General features: G+C 66.2%; 17 protein-coding genes. 9 read left to right on the forward strand and 8 right to left on the reverse strand.

All coding sequences use genetic code 11. The annotated features are described in order from the left end of the window. Positions 1-78: 78 nt before the first annotated feature. On the reverse strand, positions 79-696 hold the full coding sequence (locus MUB46_RS04445; RefSeq protein ID WP_261614671.1) for a TorD/DmsD family molecular chaperone: 618 nt from the start codon (positions 694-696) through the stop codon (positions 79-81). A 306-nt stretch (positions 697-1,002) separates the two neighbouring features. On the opposite strand from MUB46_RS04445, the gene moaA reads away from it, so the two are divergent. The 3 genes from moaA (at position 1,003) to MUB46_RS04460 (ending at position 4,401) form a co-directional block, all read left to right on the forward strand. Further along, positions 1,003-2,031 (forward strand): GTP 3',8-cyclase MoaA, encoded by a 1,029-nt coding sequence (gene moaA / locus MUB46_RS04450; protein WP_261614672.1) that lies wholly within the window; start codon positions 1,003-1,005, stop codon positions 2,029-2,031. A gap of 151 nt (positions 2,032-2,182) precedes the next feature. Then, positions 2,183-3,175, forward strand: a complete 993-nt coding sequence (locus MUB46_RS04455) for a DMT family transporter (protein WP_261614673.1) — start codon at positions 2,183-2,185, stop codon at positions 3,173-3,175. Next, positions 3,172-4,401 carry a multidrug effflux MFS transporter gene (locus MUB46_RS04460; protein WP_261614674.1) on the forward strand — a complete coding sequence of 410 codons (1,230 nt, stop codon included), beginning with the start codon at positions 3,172-3,174 and terminating at the stop codon, positions 4,399-4,401. The genes MUB46_RS04455 and MUB46_RS04460 overlap by 4 nt, the downstream gene beginning before the upstream one ends. A 28-nt stretch (positions 4,402-4,429) precedes the next feature. Here the strand turns inward: MUB46_RS04460 and MUB46_RS04465 are convergent, their stop codons facing one another. The 4 genes from MUB46_RS04465 to MUB46_RS04480 form a co-directional block, all read right to left on the reverse strand. Further along, positions 4,430-5,047 (reverse strand): uracil-DNA glycosylase family protein, encoded by a 618-nt coding sequence (locus tag MUB46_RS04465; RefSeq protein WP_261614675.1) that lies wholly within the window; start codon positions 5,045-5,047, stop codon positions 4,430-4,432. A 17-nt stretch (positions 5,048-5,064) separates the two neighbouring features. Then, positions 5,065-5,811, reverse strand: coding sequence for an MBL fold metallo-hydrolase (locus MUB46_RS04470; RefSeq protein ID WP_261614676.1), 747 nt, complete (start codon positions 5,809-5,811; stop codon positions 5,065-5,067). Further along, entirely contained in the window at positions 5,808-6,419 is a 612-nt protein-coding gene (locus MUB46_RS04475; RefSeq protein WP_261614677.1) for a glutathione S-transferase family protein, read from the reverse strand. The genes MUB46_RS04470 and MUB46_RS04475 overlap by 4 nt, the downstream gene beginning before the upstream one ends. A gap of 70 nt (positions 6,420-6,489) precedes the next feature. After that, on the reverse strand, positions 6,490-7,005 hold the full coding sequence (locus tag MUB46_RS04480; RefSeq protein WP_261614678.1) for a thermonuclease family protein: 516 nt from the start codon (positions 7,003-7,005) through the stop codon (positions 6,490-6,492). Positions 7,006-7,127: 122 nt separating this feature from the next. Here MUB46_RS04480 and MUB46_RS04485 point away from each other — a divergent pair, with 122 nt between their 5' ends. From MUB46_RS04485 to MUB46_RS04500, 4 genes are all read left to right on the forward strand, one after another. After that, positions 7,128-8,657, forward strand: a complete 1,530-nt coding sequence (locus MUB46_RS04485; protein ID WP_261614679.1) for a sensor histidine kinase — start codon at positions 7,128-7,130, stop codon at positions 8,655-8,657. Positions 8,658-8,751: 94 nt separating this feature from the next. After that, on the forward strand, positions 8,752-9,462 hold the full coding sequence (locus MUB46_RS04490; RefSeq protein WP_261614680.1) for a retropepsin-like aspartic protease family protein: 711 nt from the start codon (positions 8,752-8,754) through the stop codon (positions 9,460-9,462). 158 nt (positions 9,463-9,620) lie between these two features. Beyond that, entirely contained in the window at positions 9,621-10,130 is a 510-nt protein-coding gene (locus MUB46_RS04495) for a retropepsin-like aspartic protease family protein (protein WP_261614681.1), read from the forward strand. A gap of 70 nt (positions 10,131-10,200) precedes the next feature. Beyond that, a complete protein-coding gene (locus MUB46_RS04500) occupies positions 10,201-11,700 on the forward strand; it encodes a phosphomannomutase/phosphoglucomutase (protein ID WP_261614682.1) in 1,500 nt (499 codons plus the stop codon). Positions 11,701-11,772: 72 nt separating this feature from the next. Here MUB46_RS04500 and MUB46_RS04505 read toward each other — a convergent pair whose 3' ends face one another. After that, positions 11,773-12,237: a PAS domain-containing protein gene (locus MUB46_RS04505; RefSeq protein ID WP_261614683.1), complete on the reverse strand. Its 465-nt coding sequence runs from the start codon at positions 12,235-12,237 to the stop codon at positions 11,773-11,775. 148 nt (positions 12,238-12,385) lie between these two features. Between MUB46_RS04505 and MUB46_RS04510 the strand changes: the two genes are divergently transcribed. Both MUB46_RS04510 and MUB46_RS04515 read left to right on the forward strand, forming a co-directional pair. Further along, positions 12,386-13,426 (forward strand): helix-turn-helix domain-containing protein, encoded by a 1,041-nt coding sequence (locus tag MUB46_RS04510; RefSeq protein ID WP_261614684.1) that lies wholly within the window; start codon positions 12,386-12,388, stop codon positions 13,424-13,426. A 317-nt stretch (positions 13,427-13,743) separates the two neighbouring features. Next, positions 13,744-14,205 (forward strand): MerR family transcriptional regulator, encoded by a 462-nt coding sequence (locus MUB46_RS04515; RefSeq protein ID WP_261614685.1) that lies wholly within the window; start codon positions 13,744-13,746, stop codon positions 14,203-14,205. Between the two features lie 122 nt (positions 14,206-14,327). Here MUB46_RS04515 and MUB46_RS04520 read toward each other — a convergent pair whose 3' ends face one another. Together MUB46_RS04520 and dusA are read right to left on the reverse strand one after the other, a co-directional pair. Further along, complete coding sequence (locus tag MUB46_RS04520; RefSeq protein WP_261615000.1) at positions 14,328-15,128, reverse strand: sulfite exporter TauE/SafE family protein; 801 nt, start codon at positions 15,126-15,128, stop codon at positions 14,328-14,330. A 55-nt stretch (positions 15,129-15,183) separates the two neighbouring features. Further along, positions 15,184-16,176: a tRNA dihydrouridine(20/20a) synthase DusA gene (gene dusA, locus MUB46_RS04525; protein ID WP_261614686.1), complete on the reverse strand. Its 993-nt coding sequence runs from the start codon at positions 16,174-16,176 to the stop codon at positions 15,184-15,186. Positions 16,177-16,302: the final 126 nt, after the last annotated feature.

Consider the following 16,302-nt stretch of genomic DNA (forward strand, 5'->3'; position numbering starts at 1 on the left):
ATTCCCACTTGCCAACTGCCGAAATCTCTATCGTCCGGCTTTCCTGCATTGAAGGGGGCAAAAAGCCGCCCCTCGACGTCACTCCATAGAGAAGGCGGCCTCCTCCACGTCCATGAACACGCGACCGACGCCACCGACGGCGCCGTAGAAGACCGCGGCCTTGGCTTTCTCGAGATCCTTGAAGAAATGTCCGGCCCAGGGACCGACGTGATCGGCGAAGAAGCGCTTCTGCCGCGACAGGGCCGCCGGTTCGCCGTAGTCGCCGAGGATCAGCCCCGCCATCATGTCGAGTTCGGCGGCGATGTGGTCCTCGGGCTCCTTCACAGCGGGATCGCGCTCGATGCCCAGGCCGGCCATGTCGTCGCGCAGCCGCGCCAGCGGCTTCTCGTGCAGGAAGCCGGTGAGATAATACGAGCCGAACGGAAGCAGTTCGCCACGGCCTAGGCCGATGAACAGATCGTGGTACTCGCGCTCCACCTGTGCGGGCTCGACTGTGCCGGCGACACGGGACAGCTCGGCGAGAGCACGGCCGAGTTCGCTCTCGTCTCCGCCTATCGCGGCGACAAGCTCGATATCGGATCGCGACGCCGGGCGAGCGAGAAGCCGCGCCAGCAGCCTGTACAGCTGCGCGCGAACCTCGTCCTCCTGAGCGACTGCCGTCGTTATCTGTTCTTTTGTTTGTATCAATGCGGCCATTGACCGCTGTTCCTCCTACGTCAACTGTGTCGCGAGCATCGACTCGATGCAAGCATTCAATCTTTCGGTTTCGGGAACTAATCGATCCGACTATCGCGCTGGCGTCAAGAATGGCGATTTCTGGCGGGATTGTGGTCGCGATCTTGCCCCGGCGGAAATTGTTTTATTGTTCTGTTGCGCGTGGACCTGGTTTCGGATTGACTTGTCGCATTGCGCCGGCGCCCCAGATCAACCAAGAACCGGCAACCAGAAACGCTCAGGAACCCCCGGCGGTACGCAAGGCCCGACCGGGACAGGAAGATCACGATGACCATCGAACTGCCGCGCACGGCCGCACGCGCGCCGCTCGTCGATCCCTTCGCCCGACACATCACCTATCTGCGCATCTCGGTCACCGACCGCTGCGACTTCCGCTGCCACTACTGCATGGCGGAGAACATGACGTTCCTGCCGAAGGCGGAGTTGCTGACGCTCGAGGAGATCGACCGCGTCGCTTCGGCCTTCGTCGAACGCGGCGTGCGCAAGCTGCGCCTGACCGGCGGCGAGCCGCTGGTGCGGCGCAACATCATGTCGTTGATCCGCACCCTCTCCCGCCATCTCGACAGCGGCGCGATGGACGAGCTGACGATCACCACCAACGGATCGCAACTTGCCCGCTTCGCCGGGGAGCTCGCCGATTGCGGCGTGAAACGCATCAACGTCTCGCTCGACACGCTCGATCCCGACAAGTTCCGCGCCATCACGCGCTGGGGCGACCTGGCCAAGGTGATGGCCGGCCTCGACGCGGCGCAGGACGCCGGCCTGCGGGTCAAGATCAACGCGGTGGCGCTGAAGGGCGTCAACGAGGACGAGATCGACGGGCTGATCCGCTGGTCGCACGGCCGGAACATGGACATCACCTTCATCGAGACCATGCCGATGGGCGAGATCGAGTTCGACCGTACCGACAATTACTTGCCGCTGAGCGAGGTGCGCCGTCGGCTGGAACAGCACTGGACGCTGACGGACATTCCCTACAAGACCGGCGGGCCCGCGCGCTACGTGGAGGCCGCGGAAACCGGCGGACGGATCGGCTTCATCACGCCGATGACCCACAATTTCTGCGAGTCCTGCAATCGCGTTCGGCTGACCTGCACCGGCACGCTCTATATGTGCCTCGGCCAGGACGACGCCGCCGACCTGCGCGCGGCGGTGCGGGCCTCGGAAAGCGACGACCTGTTGCACGCAACGATCGACGAGGCCATCGCGCGCAAGCCCAAGGGCCACGATTTCGTCATCGACCGGCGCAATGCCCGCCCCGCCGTCGCCCGCCACATGAACGTCACCGGCGGCTGAAGCCGCCGGTACGAATAGCAAGCTCTGCTTTTTCGGCATATCGGCTGAACGGTAGCGCCAGTAGTGGCGCCTGCCCCGGCGTGATAAGGAATACTTTCATTTGGCGTATTTCCGCCGCGGTGCAACGAGAAATCGCATTCGGATAATTCCCGTGTTTCTGTCCAAGCCCGGTGGCCGGAGCGACGCCTCTGCCCAATCAGCCTCCAGTGCCCCCGCCAGCGCCCCGGACACGGCGGCGCGCGAAAACCTGCACGGCATGCTGGCGATGCTGGCGGCGATGTTCTTCTTCGTGACCAACGACACCTTCGTGAAGCTGTCTAGCGCTTCGCTCGACCTGCCGCAGATCCTGTTCATTCGGGGCGGGATCGCCTGCATATTGATCGCGATCCTGGCCTGGTACATGGGCGCGCTCAGAACCTGGCCGCGGCGCGGCTGGAAAGTGATGGGCCTGCGCGTGATCGGCGAGATCGGCTCGACGCTGCTGTTCCTGACCGCCCTGTTCCAGATGCCGATCGCCAACGTCACGGCGATCCTGCAGGGCATGCCGCTGGTCATGACGGTGCTTTCCGCGATCCTGCTGGGCGAGATCGTGCGCTGGCGCCGGTGGGCCGCGGTCGTCGCCGGGTTCGTCGGCATGCTCCTGGTGGTCCAGCCCGGCGGCGCGGATTTCAACGCCTACGCCCTGTTCGCCGTTGCCAGCCTCGCGTTCGCCGCGCTGCGCGACCTGGCGAGCCGCTACCTGCCGGCCGAACTCCCCACGCCCTTCGTCGCGCTCGTCTCGATGTTTTCGGTCACCGTCGTCGGCGGTGCGTGGTCGCTTGCCGAGCCCTGGAAGCCGGTGCCCGGCGAGGTGCTGATCTACCTGGCCTGCGCCGCCGCACTGCTGTCGGGCGCCTTCTATTTCATCACCGAGGCGATGCGACACGGTGAGGTTTCGCTGGTGGCACCGTTCCGGTACTCGATCATCGTTTGGGCGCTGCTGCTCGGCTATCTGGTCTGGGGCCAGCTTCCCAATCCGCTGGCGGGCGCCGGCATGGTACTGGTGGTCGGCAGCGGCCTCTATGTCTTCTACCGCGAAAGCCGCGTCCACCGGACCAGCCGGGTGGTGAGCGACCCGGCCCTCAAGCAGGGTGCGGACCGATGACCGATACCGTGGCAGAGACCGTCGCCGACGGCATAAAGCGCGGCCAGCTCCTGGTCATCCTGATCGTCGCGACCGGTCTCGGCGTCATGTCCATGAACATGGTGCTGCCGTCGCTGCCGTCGATGGCGCGGGAGTTCGACACCAGCTACAACGCCGCCCAGTACGTGCTGACGGTGTTCCTGTTCGCGCTGTCCTTCGCACAGTTGATCTACGGCGTCGTCTCCGACCGCTTCGGACGCCGTCCGGTGATCATCGCGGGGCTCGTCATTTTCCTCGTCGGAAGCCTGATGTCCGCCTTGGCCTGGAACCTGGAAATGCTGCTCGTCGGCCGCTTCATCCAGGGCGCGGGCGGGTGCGCGGCACTGGTTCTCGGCCGCGCGATCCTGCGCGATCTGTTCACGCGGGACCAGGCGGCGAGCCTGCTGGGCTACGTCACCATGTCGATGGTGCTGGCGCCGATGCTCGGCCCGGCGCTCGGCGGCCTGTTCGAGGAAACGCTGGGCTGGCGCGCCGGCATCCTGCTGCTCGTCGTCGTCGGCGTCGGCGTCACCGCGCTGGTGGCGCTGCGCCTGCCGGAAACCCACTACAACCGGGGCGAATCCTCCGGGTTCGGGCCGCTGATCCGATCCTTCTGGATCCTTGCCCACAATCGCCTGTTCCTGTGCTTCGCGGCCGTGATGTCGTTCACCTCGGCGACGTTTTTCGGCTTCATCGGCGGCGCGCCCTACATCGTCATCGAGCTGATGGGCCGCAGTCCCGGCGAGTTCGGCCTGTGGGCGATGATGCTGGCGGCGGGCTACATGCTCGGCAACTTCGTCACCGGACGCTACGCCCAGAGGGTGGGCACGCGGCGCATGATCAGCTTCGGCGTGATCCTGGGCGTGGTCGGTGCGACGGCGCTCATCGTCATGGCGGTCGCAGGCCCGAACATCCCGATCGCCCTGTTCGGGCCGATGATGCTGGTCACCTTCTCGAACGGCCTGGTGATGGCGAGCGCGGTGTCCAGTTCCGTCAGCGTCCGGCCGGATCTCGCCGGCGCCGCCGCCGGGCTGGGCGGGTTCCTGCAGATGGGCGCCGCCACGGTGGCGACCATCGTGGTGGGCGCAACGCACAACGGCACGGCGATCCCGCTTGCCATCGTCATCGGTGCCTGTGCGAGTGCCGCGTTCCTGGCGTTCCTGGCGGCGATGCGCTTTCCCGATCCGATCGAGGAACCGGGCCACTGATCAAGTGCCGGTGATCAGGCGCCGGTGATCAGGCGCTGGTCAGGCGTGCCACTTCGGCGCGCAGCACCGGGACGACATCGCTCTCGAACCACGGATTGCGCTTGAGCCAGGCGGTGTTGCGCCACGAGGGGTGCGGCAGCGCCAGCACGCGGGGCGACGCCTGCCCGTCCCAGATCTCCCGCCAGGCGGCCACCGTCTCGGTCAGCGAACGACGGCGGGCCGCCCCCAGATGATAGGCCTGCGCATACTGGCCGATCGCCACGATCAGCTCGATCTGCGGCATGGCGGCGAAGATACGGTCGTGCCAGGTCGCGGCACATTCGCGTCGCGGCGGCAGATCGCCGCCGTTGGCGTCGAGGCCGGGAAAGCAGAAGCCCATCGGAATGATCGCGATCCGGGCGCGGTCATAGAAGGCTTCGCGGCCGATCCCCATCCAGTCGCGCAGCCGGTCGCCGGACGGATCGTTGAAGGGAAGTCCGGTGGCGTGGACGCGCGTGCCCGGCGCCTGTCCGCAGATCGCCAGCCGCGCGGTGGCCGACAGCCACGCGACCGGCCGCGGTTCGTGCGGCAGCGGCCTGCCGCGCGGGGCGTCCACACAGATCCGGCAGGCGGCGATTTCGCTGGCGAGCCGGTCGATCTCCGTCACCGTTTTCGCGGCGGCGCTCACACCTCGACGACCAGGCCGTCCTCGGCGCGCTCGATGGCCTTGTCGATCTCGCCGACGCGCCCGCGCGATTCCGGACCGAGGTGATTGACCATGACGCGCCTTGCCGAAAGGCGCGGCAGGTTCGCCTCGAGGTCGCGATAGCGCACGTGATAGGGGATCGGTTCCTCGAAGGCGTAGCACTCGCACATGAACAGGTCGGCGCCGCGGGCGACGTCGACCAGCACGTCGAGCCACAGGGTGTCACCCGAGAATGCGAACAGCCGGTCCCCGGCCCCGATGCGCAGGGCCAGCGGCGGGGCGCCGGAGGGATGGCTCACCTCGAAGGCCTCGATATCGGCACCGCTGACATGGGTCGTCTCGCCAGGGACCAGTTCCACGAACCGAAGCTCGAATCCGAGTTCGATACTGGAGGAATCCGGGAAAAGAACCTCCTGGGCGTCGCGGATGCGCCTTTCGACACCCGGAGGACCGGCGATCGTCAGCGGCCGCGTCCGGTTCGTCACGAAATGTTCGTGCAGGATGAGAAAGGGAAGCCCGCCGAAATGATCGCCATGCAGATGCGACAGGATGACGGCGTCGACGGCGTTGGTGTCTATCTCGAGGGCATGGACCCCGACCATCGCGCTCGCGCCGAAATCAACGAAATAGCGCGCGTCTTCCGTCTCCAGATGGAAGCAGGTATTGCGACGCCCGCCGCTGCCGAAGGCGTCACCGCAGCCGACGATGGTGAGTTTGAGGCTCATGCGCCGGCGCTCGGCCTGCCGGACACGTCCGCGTACCAGCGCAGCACGTTGGTGCAGCTTTCAGGCACGCCGAGCCGGACCGGCCGCATGAAATCAATCGCCACCAGCGCGGTGATGTCCGCCACCGTATAGCGCTGCCCGGCGATGAACGGGCGGTCGGCCAGTTCCCCGTCCAGCCAGTCGAGCATGGTGAAGATGCGCGGTTTGTTGACCTCGCCCCATTCGGCCACCTGCGGCGTTTCCAGCTCCGCCATCGCCGGATGGGTATGCCGGAAGGCCATCGCCACGGGGACCATCAGATCGAGCTCCATGCGCCGCTGCCACATCTCGACAAGCGCCCGGTCGAGCATATCGACGCCGAAAAGCGGCGGTGCGGGCTGCAATTCCTCGAAATAGCGGCAAATCGCGATCGATTCCGCGATATGTGTGCCGTCATCGAGCTCCAACACGGGCACCCGCATCATCGGATTGCGCGCGATGAAGTCGGGCGCCTTGTGCTCCTGCTTCATGATGTCGATCTCGACCCTGGGCACCTCTATGCCCTTTTCGGCCAGGAAAATATCGACGCGCCGCGGATTCGGTGCCCGGGTGGACGTGTAGAGCTTCATGTGAGGCGTTCCCTGTCGTTCTGTCTCAGTGGATCATAGCGGCGCGGGCACGGGCAAGTGCCCGATCGCCTCATGTTCCCTTGAACATCTCACGCCAGAGGGCGGGACGCTCGAATTCGCCAGACCAAATGCCGGCTTCGGCCGCTTTCGCGGCCTTTTCCTGCGCTTCGTAGGCGCCGTAGGCGACAGCCCAGCCCTTCTTTACCATTTCCCGGTTCAGGTCGCGCCCGCCGACCCGGCACACCGCGAGCACGCGGTTGTAGACGTCCCTGCCCGCGCCGTCGCACGTCACGTTACGGCCGGCGATCATGCCGTGCAGCGCCGCCGTCGATGCCTCGCCGCAGCGCCACAGCGTGCCGTCGCGCCGGCAGAACTGGCCCGTCTCCGGCGCATCGATGCCCTTCAGCCTGGTTTTCACGCTGCCGACCACCAGCGTGTCGCCGTCGATCACGCGCGCCGGGCCGTAGTAGCTGCGCCGCCAGTCGGACGGCAGATACACCGCGACCAGCAGCAGCAGCGCGACGGCCAGAACCGCTGTCAGCGCTTCATCGATACGGACCACGAAGCTGCGGGACCGGCGGGGCAACGGAAAACCTCGAAACTAGATGAATCGATTCTTACGACGATCTTAAGGAATTTGCCGCACAAGGGGGCAGTTCTCCTTCGTCGCGGCGGCGTCGCGACGGCGTAACAGTTTGCAGTATCGCGATGACCGAGCAAGGTGAGACCGCAAATCTCCCGGACCAGCAACAGGCTGCCCAACGCCGCCGCTCGGTCTCCGGCAAGGTCCGCCAGGTCCGCGAGCGGCTGACCTCGCACACCGGCACCAATCCGGCCTTCGACCGCGACCTGACCCTGGCCTACGCGCGCAACCAGACCGGCATCGCCCTTGTGGTGCCGCTGCTGGCGATCATCATCGCGGGCATGATGACGGTCTGGGTTCCGTGGTCGGAATCCTCGGTGTGGCTCGCCGGCGTCCTGATCAGCAACGGCATCCTGACGTATCTGTGCCGGCGGTTCGAACTGGGAAGAACGCACAAGCTGAGCGCCGATTTGTGGGAGCGCCGGTTCTTCGCCGCCGAATTCCTGAACGGCGTGATGTGGTCGACGATGGCGTTCCTTTCGGTTCCCACGCACGAGACGGAACCGATCATCTTCATGTTCGCCGTCCTGATCGTCGTCTTGGCGATGCGCACGCTGACGGCCAGCAATCTGCCGATGGCCTCGCTGGCCGGCACCCTGCCCATCACCGCGGCGATCGTGCTGCGATTCTCGATGCTGGGCGAGCCGCTCTACTACGCCATGGCCGGATTGGCGGCGGGGGCGCAGGTCTTCTTCATGATCATCGCCCGCCAGTTTCAGTCGACGGTGCTGGCGATGTTCGGCCTGCGCAAGGAAAAGGACGCGCTGATCGGCGAACTGGAACAGGCGACCGCGCTGTCGGAAGAGGCGCGCCGGCGCGCCGAAGAGGCCAATCTGGCCAAATCCCGTTTTCTGGCCACCATGAGCCACGAGCTGCGCACCCCGCTCAACGCCATCCTCGGCTTCTCCGAGGTTCTAAAGGACGAGATTCTCGGCAAGCACAGCGTGCCCGCCTACAAGGAGTATTCCGGCGATATCCATCGCAGCGGCCAGCACCTGCTCGAACTGATCAACGAAATCCTCGACCTGTCGCGCATCGAGGCCGGCCGCTACGCCCTGCAGGAGGAAGCGGTCTCGCTGCCGGGCACGGTGCAGGACTGCCATCATCTGACGAAGCTGCGCGCCGATCAGCGCGGCATCACGATCGAGGAGGTGTTCGAGGTCGACCTGCCGAAGATCTGGGTCGACGAGCGGGCGGTGCGCCAGATCGTCCTCAACCTCCTGACCAACGCCGTCAAGTTCTCGCCGAACGGCAGCAAGGTAACGCTGACCGTCGGCTGGACCTCGGGTGGCGGGCAGTATCTCAGCGTCAAGGACAGTGGCCCGGGAATACACGAGGACGAGATTCCGACCGTGCTGCAGACCTTCGGACGCGGCTCGGTCGCCATGAAGAACGCCGACGAGGGCACCGGACTCGGCCTGCCGATCGTCATGAAACTGATCGAACTGCACGGCGGGCGGTTCGATTTCCGCTCGAAATTGCGCGAGGGCACCGAAGCCATCGTCATTTTCCCGCGTGAACGGGTGATGAAGGCGCTGCCGCCGCTGGAGGACGAGAAGCCGGCGCTGCGGCTCCGGCGGCGCTCGGCGGCCTGATCGCGCCGGACGATCCGTTGCGGATGGCCGCGGTGCGCCACATATCCCTGCGCGAGCGACCTCAACCGGCGGGAGAACAAAACAGGTGCGGGGCATGAATTTCGCCTGGATCGGTATCGGCGTCCTGGTGCTGGCAGCCATCATCCTGGTGTCGCGCCATTCCGAAGGGATGGTCGGCGGCGTCACCAACGCCGATTTCGCCTCGCTGGTCAGCGGGGTCGCCCTGCTGATCGTCATCGGCGGGTCGATGCTCGCCAGCCGCCGGTTCAACGTTGGCACCGCGCTGCGGCATGCCACGATATGGCTCGGCGCGGTTCTCCTCCTCGTGACCCTGTACAGCTATCGCACCGAGTTCGCCGGCCTCGGCGCCCGCGTCTTCGGGGAACTCGTGCCGGGCGCGCCGATCGCCGCGACGGATGCCGAAGGCCGCATCGTCGTCACGCTTCGGCGCGACGCCAGCGGCCATTTCGGCGCGCGCGGCACCATCGACGGGGCGGGCGCGCGCTTCATCGTCGATACCGGGGCGAGCGTCCTGACGCTGACGCCGGCGACCGCCAGGGCGGCGGGGCTCGACCCGGACAAGCTCACCTTCTCGGTGCCGGTCGAGACGGCCAACGGCGTCACCTTCGTGGCGCCGGTCAGGGTCGGCCGGCTGGAGATCGGCCCCCTCGCCTTCCACGACCTGCGCGCCTACGTGGCGCCGCCGGGGGCGCTGAACGACAACCTGCTGGGCGTGAACGTTCTGGACCGGCTGGCGTCCTATTCGGTGCGCGGCGACGAGATGGTGCTGACGGGACCGCGCTGAGCCGGCGCCCGCCGCCCGTTTACCGTTCGTTTACCCAAGGCCGAAGGCCGGCGATCGGTTTCACCGTCGACTTACCCTTTTCGCCTAGCCTCGATCGCCGTTTGCGCAAATCCGGACAGGCGATCTGTCCGGACGGGCAACCTGGAGCCATCGCGATGATGCGCGGTCTCGCAATCCTGTTCCTGCTCGGTGCCACCGTCTACGCGGCGCCGAAGTTGGAGCAGTATGTCAACCAGTGGGAGGACCCGGACGACGCTCGCGACGCGTCCGCCGGGTCGTCCGCCTACGCCACCGCGCCCCGCACCGTGCGGCTGCGGGCCGACAATCGCGGCCACTTCCTGGTCCGGGCCACGGTGAACGGCCGATCGATCGACATGCTCGCCGATACGGGTGCATCCGCGGTGGCGCTGACGGAAGCCGACGCCAGGCGTGCCGGCTTCGATCCGCGCTCGCTAAATTTCGACATTCCGGTCCAGACGGCCAACGGCAAGGTCAATGTGGCGAGCGTCACGCTCGATCGCATCGAGGTCGAGGGGATCGTCATGCGCGACGTGCGCGCGATGGTCGCCGAGAACGACGCCCTCGCCTCCAGCCTGCTCGGCATGAGCTTCCTGGGCCGCCTTGCCAGCGTCAAATTATCCGGAGATACCCTCGAACTCGTCAAATGACACGGTTCCTTCCCGTACGAGAGTGCTGTAACTGCTCTCGCCATCGTCGAAACGATCGAATGGACAGGTAATGCTTCCAAAGCCGACCGCAGCGGTCGCGGCCAACACCGCGGCCTACGAGACCACCCCGCTCGTCAAACCGACCGGTTTTCGCGAATACGACGCCCGCTGGCTGATCGGCAGCGAACTGAACCTGATGGGCGCGCAGGCGCTGGGCCTGGGCATCGGCACGCTGCTGCACGAGCGCGACGTGCGGCCCGATATCGTCGTCGGCCACGACTACCGCTCCTATTCGCAGTCGATCAAGCTGTCGCTGGTCGCCGGGCTGATGTCGGCCGGCTGCCGGGTTCACGACATCGGCCTCGCGGTCTCGCCGATGGCGTATTTCGCCCAGTTCGCGCTCGACGTGCCCGCCGTCGCCATGGTCACGGCGAGCCACAACGACAACGGCTGGACGGGCGTGAAGATGGGCGCCGATCGTCCGCTGACCTTCGGCCCCGACGAGATCGGACGGCTGAAGGAGATCGTGCTGTCGGGGTCGGGTGTTCCGCGTCAGGGCGGCGCCTACACCTATGTCGAGGACTTCGGCGAGCGCTATGTCGCCGACCTCGTCGCGGGAAAGACGCTCAAGTCGCCGCTAAAGGTCGTCGCGGCATGTGGAAACGGCACCGCCGGGCTGTTCGCCGCGCGGGTGCTCAGGGCGATCGGCTGCGAGGTTGTCGAGCTGGATTGCGAACTCGACTACACCTTCCCGAACTACAATCCGAACCCGGAAGACCTGAAGATGCTGCACGCCGTCGCCGACGCGGTGAAGGCGAGCGGCGCCGCCGTCGGGCTCGCCTTCGATGGCGACGGCGACCGCTGCGGCGTCGTCGACGACAGTGGCGAGGAGATCTTCGCGGACAAGGTCGGCGTGCTGCTCGCCCGCGACCTGTCGGCCCGGCACCCGAACTCCAGGTTCGTCGTCGACGTGAAATCGACGGGGCTGTTCGCCACCGACCCGGTGCTGAAGGCGAACGGCGTCTCGGTCGACTACTGGAAGACCGGCCATTCCTACATCAAGCGGCGCGTCAACGAACTCGACGCACGGGCGGGATTCGAGAAATCCGGTCACTTCTTCTTCAACGCGCCGGTGGGCCGCGGCTATGACGACGGCCTGGTCGCGGCGATCGCGGTGTGCGAGATGCTGGACCACAATGCCGGCACGCCGCTGTCGGCGCTGCGCGCCGCGCTGCCGCAGACCTGGCAGTCGCCGACCATGTCGCCACATTGCGCCGACGAGGTGAAATACGACGTGGTCGACAGGGCCATCGCCCATTTCAAGGCACGCGCGGAGGCCGGCGACAGCCTGGCCGGACAGACGGTGCGCGACGTCATCACCGTCAACGGCATCCGCCTCGTGCTGGAGGACGGCACCTGGGGCCTGGTTCGCGCCTCTTCCAACAAGCCGGAGCTCGTCGTCGTCGTCGAGAGCCCGACCTCGGAGGCCAACATGCGTGCGATCTTCGCCGAGATCGACGGCTACCTTTCGGCCCAGCCCGAGGTCGGCGAGTACAACCAGAAGATCTGAGTCAGAATACCCGCGACGCGCCGGCGCGACGGTTCGCGCCGGCAGCGGTGGCCCCGGCCGGATGCCCGCTTTCTAGAGCCAGATCCAGACGCCGACGAAGCCGTCGACGGTATCTCCGTCCTCGGAGACCGGGACGATCAGCCGCTCGAACGTATGCAGCTTGGTGCCGATCTGGGCGTTCACCCGCATCCAATAGTGCGGCCGGGCTTCATCGACGACCTTGTCGTAGACCGCCTCGAAGTAGTCCACCTGCTGCGGCGCGGCCAACTCATCGATGGAATAGCCCTGAATATCGCGCCCGAGCACCGCATAATGGCCGGTCCCGACCCGTGAGTAGACATAGCGCCGGCTTCCCTCGGCGCGCGGCTCGACGGTGATCAGCACCGCGCCCGGCTGCACTTCCAGCAGATCGTCGAGGCCCAGATCCTTCGCCGACGGCAAACGCCCGCGGCCGCTGAGATCGGCCCAGCGGCGATAAAGGTCGTGAAGCGCGGGATCGGCGCTTTCGGGCGCGGGCGAACAGACCCCATCAGTCATTGAAAATCATCTCTCGAACAGCTCCCCACCGCGTTCGAAATACGTGCAACGGATAATTGGCGGCCATGCTATTCGCTCAATTGCCGATAGGGCATTGCGACTTTTATCCTCCTGCGCCAAATTGTTATTCCGCAACGTTAGGAAAAACATGCACGGCGTCAGCACCGACCGCCTCCAGGTCTCGGCAGCGCTGCTGACCGGACTCGCCGAGGTCACGAACGCTTCCGGCTTGAGCTACGAGAGCATTGCCGGAGCCGTCGGCCTTGCGGACTTCGATCCCAGGGACGACGAGCAGTTCGTCAATCTCGACAATTTCGCCAAATTCCTGGAAGTCGCGGCGTTTCTATCCGCCGACGACTGCTTCGGCATACGCCTCGGCGAATGGCACTTCACCGCTCCCGCCGGACCGCTTGCCGTTGCGCTGGCGAACGCGGCAGACGGCCGCACGGCACTGGAAATCCTGAGCCGGCATCTGAGCACGCGGATCGACGTCGCGTATGCCGAGCTGGTGGTGGAGTCGAATCGCGTGGTTGTCGAGTGGGGCTTTTCCCCGCTTCTGGTGAAGCGCTGGCAGCTTGCCGATTTCGCGGCGGCGTCGATCATACGGCTGTTGCGGCCGATCTTCGAGAGAAACTGGCGCCCCTTGGCGGTTCAACTCGTTCGGCCCGCACCGCGCAGCCTGGATTGCCATCGCCGCGTCCTCGGCCGCGCGATCGAATTCTCTCAGCGCACGAATTTGATTGCTTTCCCCCTCGACGCACTTTCCGCCGCCCCGGAGAACGCCGATCCCGCGCTTTTTCGCCTCGCATGCAGGCTCCTCGATCGGATCCAGGTGGAGCGGGACCGGGCGCGCGACCTGATCACCAGCGTTCGCGAGGAGATCATCCAGGCGCTGCCGAGCGAAGACGGCGCCCAGCTAAAGCGTGTGGCACGCCGCCTCGGGATCAGTGAACGCAGCCTCCAGCGCTACCTCTCCGCGCACAACACGTCGTTCCAGCAGCTCTTCGACGAGACGCGAAAGGGGCTGGCCGCCCGCTATCTCGAGGATCCGGGCCTGAGCTTCTCGGAAATCGCCTATCAACTGGGCTTCTCCGCGCCCAGCGCTTTCACGCGCGCGTCTTACCGCTGGTTCGGCAAGAAACCGAGCGTGGTACGCGGGGAACTGCGGAAAGAGCCGACCGGGCGATAACGGTCGCGAGCTGGCTCGCCCGCCCCGCGCGCTCGGATGTTAATTTTATGGCGCCGAAAGATAATAATGTCGAATTCATCGCGTGGCATAAGCTAGCGCAACGACATGGCTGCTGCGGACGTATCGTGCCGCTGTCCGACCAGGAAGCGATGAGTTGAAGCGTACCGTTGTCGCGTTCCCACAGTCCCCGTGCTGCATTCCAGGGCGCTCGGGAAAACGTCGTATGTTTATGTGTCAACGGATTTCGACGACATGGCATTCGATCCGAATGATCCCATGCCACGCATTATCCGTGGGCGACATTGGAGGCAGATAAAGTGACACATGAATCTGGTGTGCTCCTTGGCCTACCCCAGGGGCACGGTGAACGGGAAGCGGGCGCGGCGGCGACCCGGAGTCTGTTCACTATCGGCGAAATCGCTCGGGAGTTCGGTTTTACGCTGCGCGCCCTGCGTTTCTACGAGGAAAAGGGGCTTATTTCGCCGCGCCGCAATGGCAACCGGCGCCTCTATTCCGCGGAGGACCGGCAGCGCCTGGAGATCATCGCCAACGGCAAGAAGATCGGGATGCCGCTCGACGACATCCACGAGATCCTGCGGGCGGGCAGCGCGAATGACGACACGCCGATGATCCGCGTGGCCCTCGAAAAGGCGACCGCGCGCCTCGACGCCCTCGAGGCGGAAAAGGCGCAAGTCGAGAGCTTTACCCGCGAAGCCCTGAAACTGATCGACGGGCTGAACAAGAAGCTGAGCGACAAGGCGTCCGCCGTCGCCGGTTGAACCGGTTCGGTTGAACCGGGCCGGCTACCCCGGACCGGTCAACGCGGGCCGGTCGGTCCGGCCCCGATGATCCGGAACAGCTCCCCGCGCGTCGCGGCCGCCGGGGGGCGTCCCCCCTCACCTCACAGCAGGCTGTACCCGAAGCGGGCGGCGACGATCAGCAGGAAAATGCCGAAGGCCATTTCCAGCTGTCGCCGCTTCAGTGCGTGCGCAAGCCGCACGCCGAGCGGCGCGACCAGGGTCGAGACCGGGATCACCAGGGCCACGCCCAGCAGGTTGACGAACCCGAGCGACAGCGGCGGCAGGCCTTCCACGCCCCATCCCGACCAGATGAACCCGATCGCCCCGGGGATCGAGATCAGCACGCCCAGCCCCGACGAAGTCGCGACGGCCTGGTGGATCGGCCGGCCATAGAGCGTCATGATCGTGTTGCCGAAGGTTCCCCCGCCGATGCCCATGAGCGTCGACAGGGTGCCCATCGCGCCGCCGATCAACGATCGCGCCGGCTCGCCTGGCAGATCGTCGCCAAGACGCGCCCTGCTTGTCCCGAGCACCAGGCGCACGCCCACGAGCAGCGCCAGCACGGCGAAGGTCGCCTTCAGGCCCGTGCTCGACATCATGTCGGCGATCAGCGCGCCGAGTATCACGCCGAGGACCACCGGCACCGCCCAGCCCCGCAGGAGCTTCATGTCGACCATGCCGCGCTTGCGGTGCGACAGGAACGACCGGATCGAGGTCGGAATGATGATCCCGAGCGAGGTGCCGACGGCGATATGCATGCACAGCGCCGGATCGACCTTGAGGGCGACCAGGAACTGATAGAGCACCGGCACGATGACCGCGCCGCCGCCGACCCCGAAAGCGCCGGCCAGCAGGCCGGTGAGGATGCCTGTCGCGACCAACGCGAGCGCGAACATCGCCATGTCGGCGACCGAGAAATCCAGGACCAAAGTCGTGACCTTTCGTTGAGATGTGAAGTCAGGCGGCGTCGCGACGGCCGGCGCGCACGAGGGTTTGATAGGCGTCGAGAAGGAGGTCGGGACGCGCGCCGGGGCGCTGCGCGTCGACGGTCAGCATCCGCCGCCAGACGCGCGCACCGGCCGCGCCATGGAACAGGCCGATCATCGGCCGCGTCACGTGATGAAGCGGGACGCCCTGTGCGGTTTCGCGCACGGCGTAGGCGTGCATTTCCGCGATCAGCGCCTCGTCCGTGATCTGCGGGGCCGGATCGGCGAAGACGAGCCGGTCGACTTCGCGCAGCAGGCCCGGCCGCTGGTAGGCCGCACGGCCAAACATGATGCCGTCGAGCGTCTCCAGGTGCGCGACCGCCTCCGGCACCGATTCCAGCCCGCCGTTCAACGCCATCGGAACGTCGGGAAAGTCGCGCTTGAGTCGGTGCACCCGGTCGTAGTCGAGCGGCGGGATGTCGCGGTTCTCTTTCGGGCTCAGGCCTTTCAGCCAGGCCTTGCGGGCATGCACGACGAGCCCGTCGACGCCGGCGGCAATCTGGGCGGCGACGAAGCGGTCGAGCGGCGCGCCGGTATCCTGATCGTCGATGCCGAGCCGGCACTTCACGGTAACCGGGACGGCGACGGCGGCCTTCATCGCGCGGACGCAGTCGGCGACCAGCTCGGGCTCGGCCATCAGACAGGCGCCGAAGCGGCCGGACTGGACCCGGTCGGACGGGCAGCCGACATTGAGGTTGACCTCGCCGTAGCCGAACTCCGCGGCAATGGCGGCGGCGTCGGCAAGCTCTTCGGGATCCGACCCGCCGAGCTGGACCGCAACGGGATGCTCGGCCGCGTCGAAGCCGAGCAAACGCGCGCGGTCTCCATGCAGGATCGCGGCGGCCGTCACCATTTCGGTATAGAGCAGCGCGTGACGGGTCAGCAGCCGGTGGAAATACCGGCAGTGCCTGTCCGTCCAGTCCATCATCGGCGCGACGGAGAACCTGTGGCTCGGGCTGTTCATGCTGCCAATATGGTCGTCATGCGGCCGGCCACCAGCATCGGCGGCCCGCCTTTCACCTCGATGACGGCCGTTCTACGCGCAAACCGGGCAGGATTGGAAGCCCATCGTCCGGCACAACTCCTATCG

This window comes from Microbaculum marinisediminis (assembly GCF_025397915.1).
GTDB classification, from domain to species: Bacteria; Pseudomonadota; Alphaproteobacteria; order Rhizobiales; family Tepidamorphaceae; genus Microbaculum; species Microbaculum marinisediminis.

What these genes read in the sequence shown, in the direction of transcription:
- MUB46_RS04460 (WP_261614674.1), top strand. Translation starts at nt 3,172, where the DNA reads ATGACCGATACCGTGGCAGAGACCGTCGCCGACGGCATAAAGCGCGGC.
- MUB46_RS04495 (WP_261614681.1), top strand. Translation starts at nt 9,621, where the DNA reads ATGCGCGGTCTCGCAATCCTGTTCCTGCTCGGTGCCACCGTCTACGCG.
- MUB46_RS04510 (WP_261614684.1), top strand. Translation starts at nt 12,386, where the DNA reads ATGCACGGCGTCAGCACCGACCGCCTCCAGGTCTCGGCAGCGCTGCTG.
- MUB46_RS04485 (WP_261614679.1), top strand. Translation starts at nt 7,128, where the DNA reads ATGACCGAGCAAGGTGAGACCGCAAATCTCCCGGACCAGCAACAGGCT.
- dusA (WP_261614686.1), bottom strand. Translation starts at nt 16,176, where the DNA reads ATGAACAGCCCGAGCCACAGGTTCTCCGTCGCGCCGATGATGGACTGG.
- MUB46_RS04505 (WP_261614683.1), bottom strand. Translation starts at nt 12,237, where the DNA reads ATGACTGATGGGGTCTGTTCGCCCGCGCCCGAAAGCGCCGATCCCGCG.
- MUB46_RS04470 (WP_261614676.1), bottom strand. Translation starts at nt 5,811, where the DNA reads ATGAGCCTCAAACTCACCATCGTCGGCTGCGGTGACGCCTTCGGCAGC.
- moaA (WP_261614672.1), top strand. Translation starts at nt 1,003, where the DNA reads ATGACCATCGAACTGCCGCGCACGGCCGCACGCGCGCCGCTCGTCGAT.
- MUB46_RS04475 (WP_261614677.1), bottom strand. Translation starts at nt 6,419, where the DNA reads ATGAAGCTCTACACGTCCACCCGGGCACCGAATCCGCGGCGCGTCGAT.
- MUB46_RS04445 (WP_261614671.1), bottom strand. Translation starts at nt 696, where the DNA reads ATGGCCGCATTGATACAAACAAAAGAACAGATAACGACGGCAGTCGCT.
- MUB46_RS04520 (WP_261615000.1), bottom strand. Translation starts at nt 15,128, where the DNA reads ATGGCGATGTTCGCGCTCGCGTTGGTCGCGACAGGCATCCTCACCGGC.
- MUB46_RS04500 (WP_261614682.1), top strand. Translation starts at nt 10,201, where the DNA reads ATGCTTCCAAAGCCGACCGCAGCGGTCGCGGCCAACACCGCGGCCTAC.
- MUB46_RS04490 (WP_261614680.1), top strand. Translation starts at nt 8,752, where the DNA reads ATGAATTTCGCCTGGATCGGTATCGGCGTCCTGGTGCTGGCAGCCATC.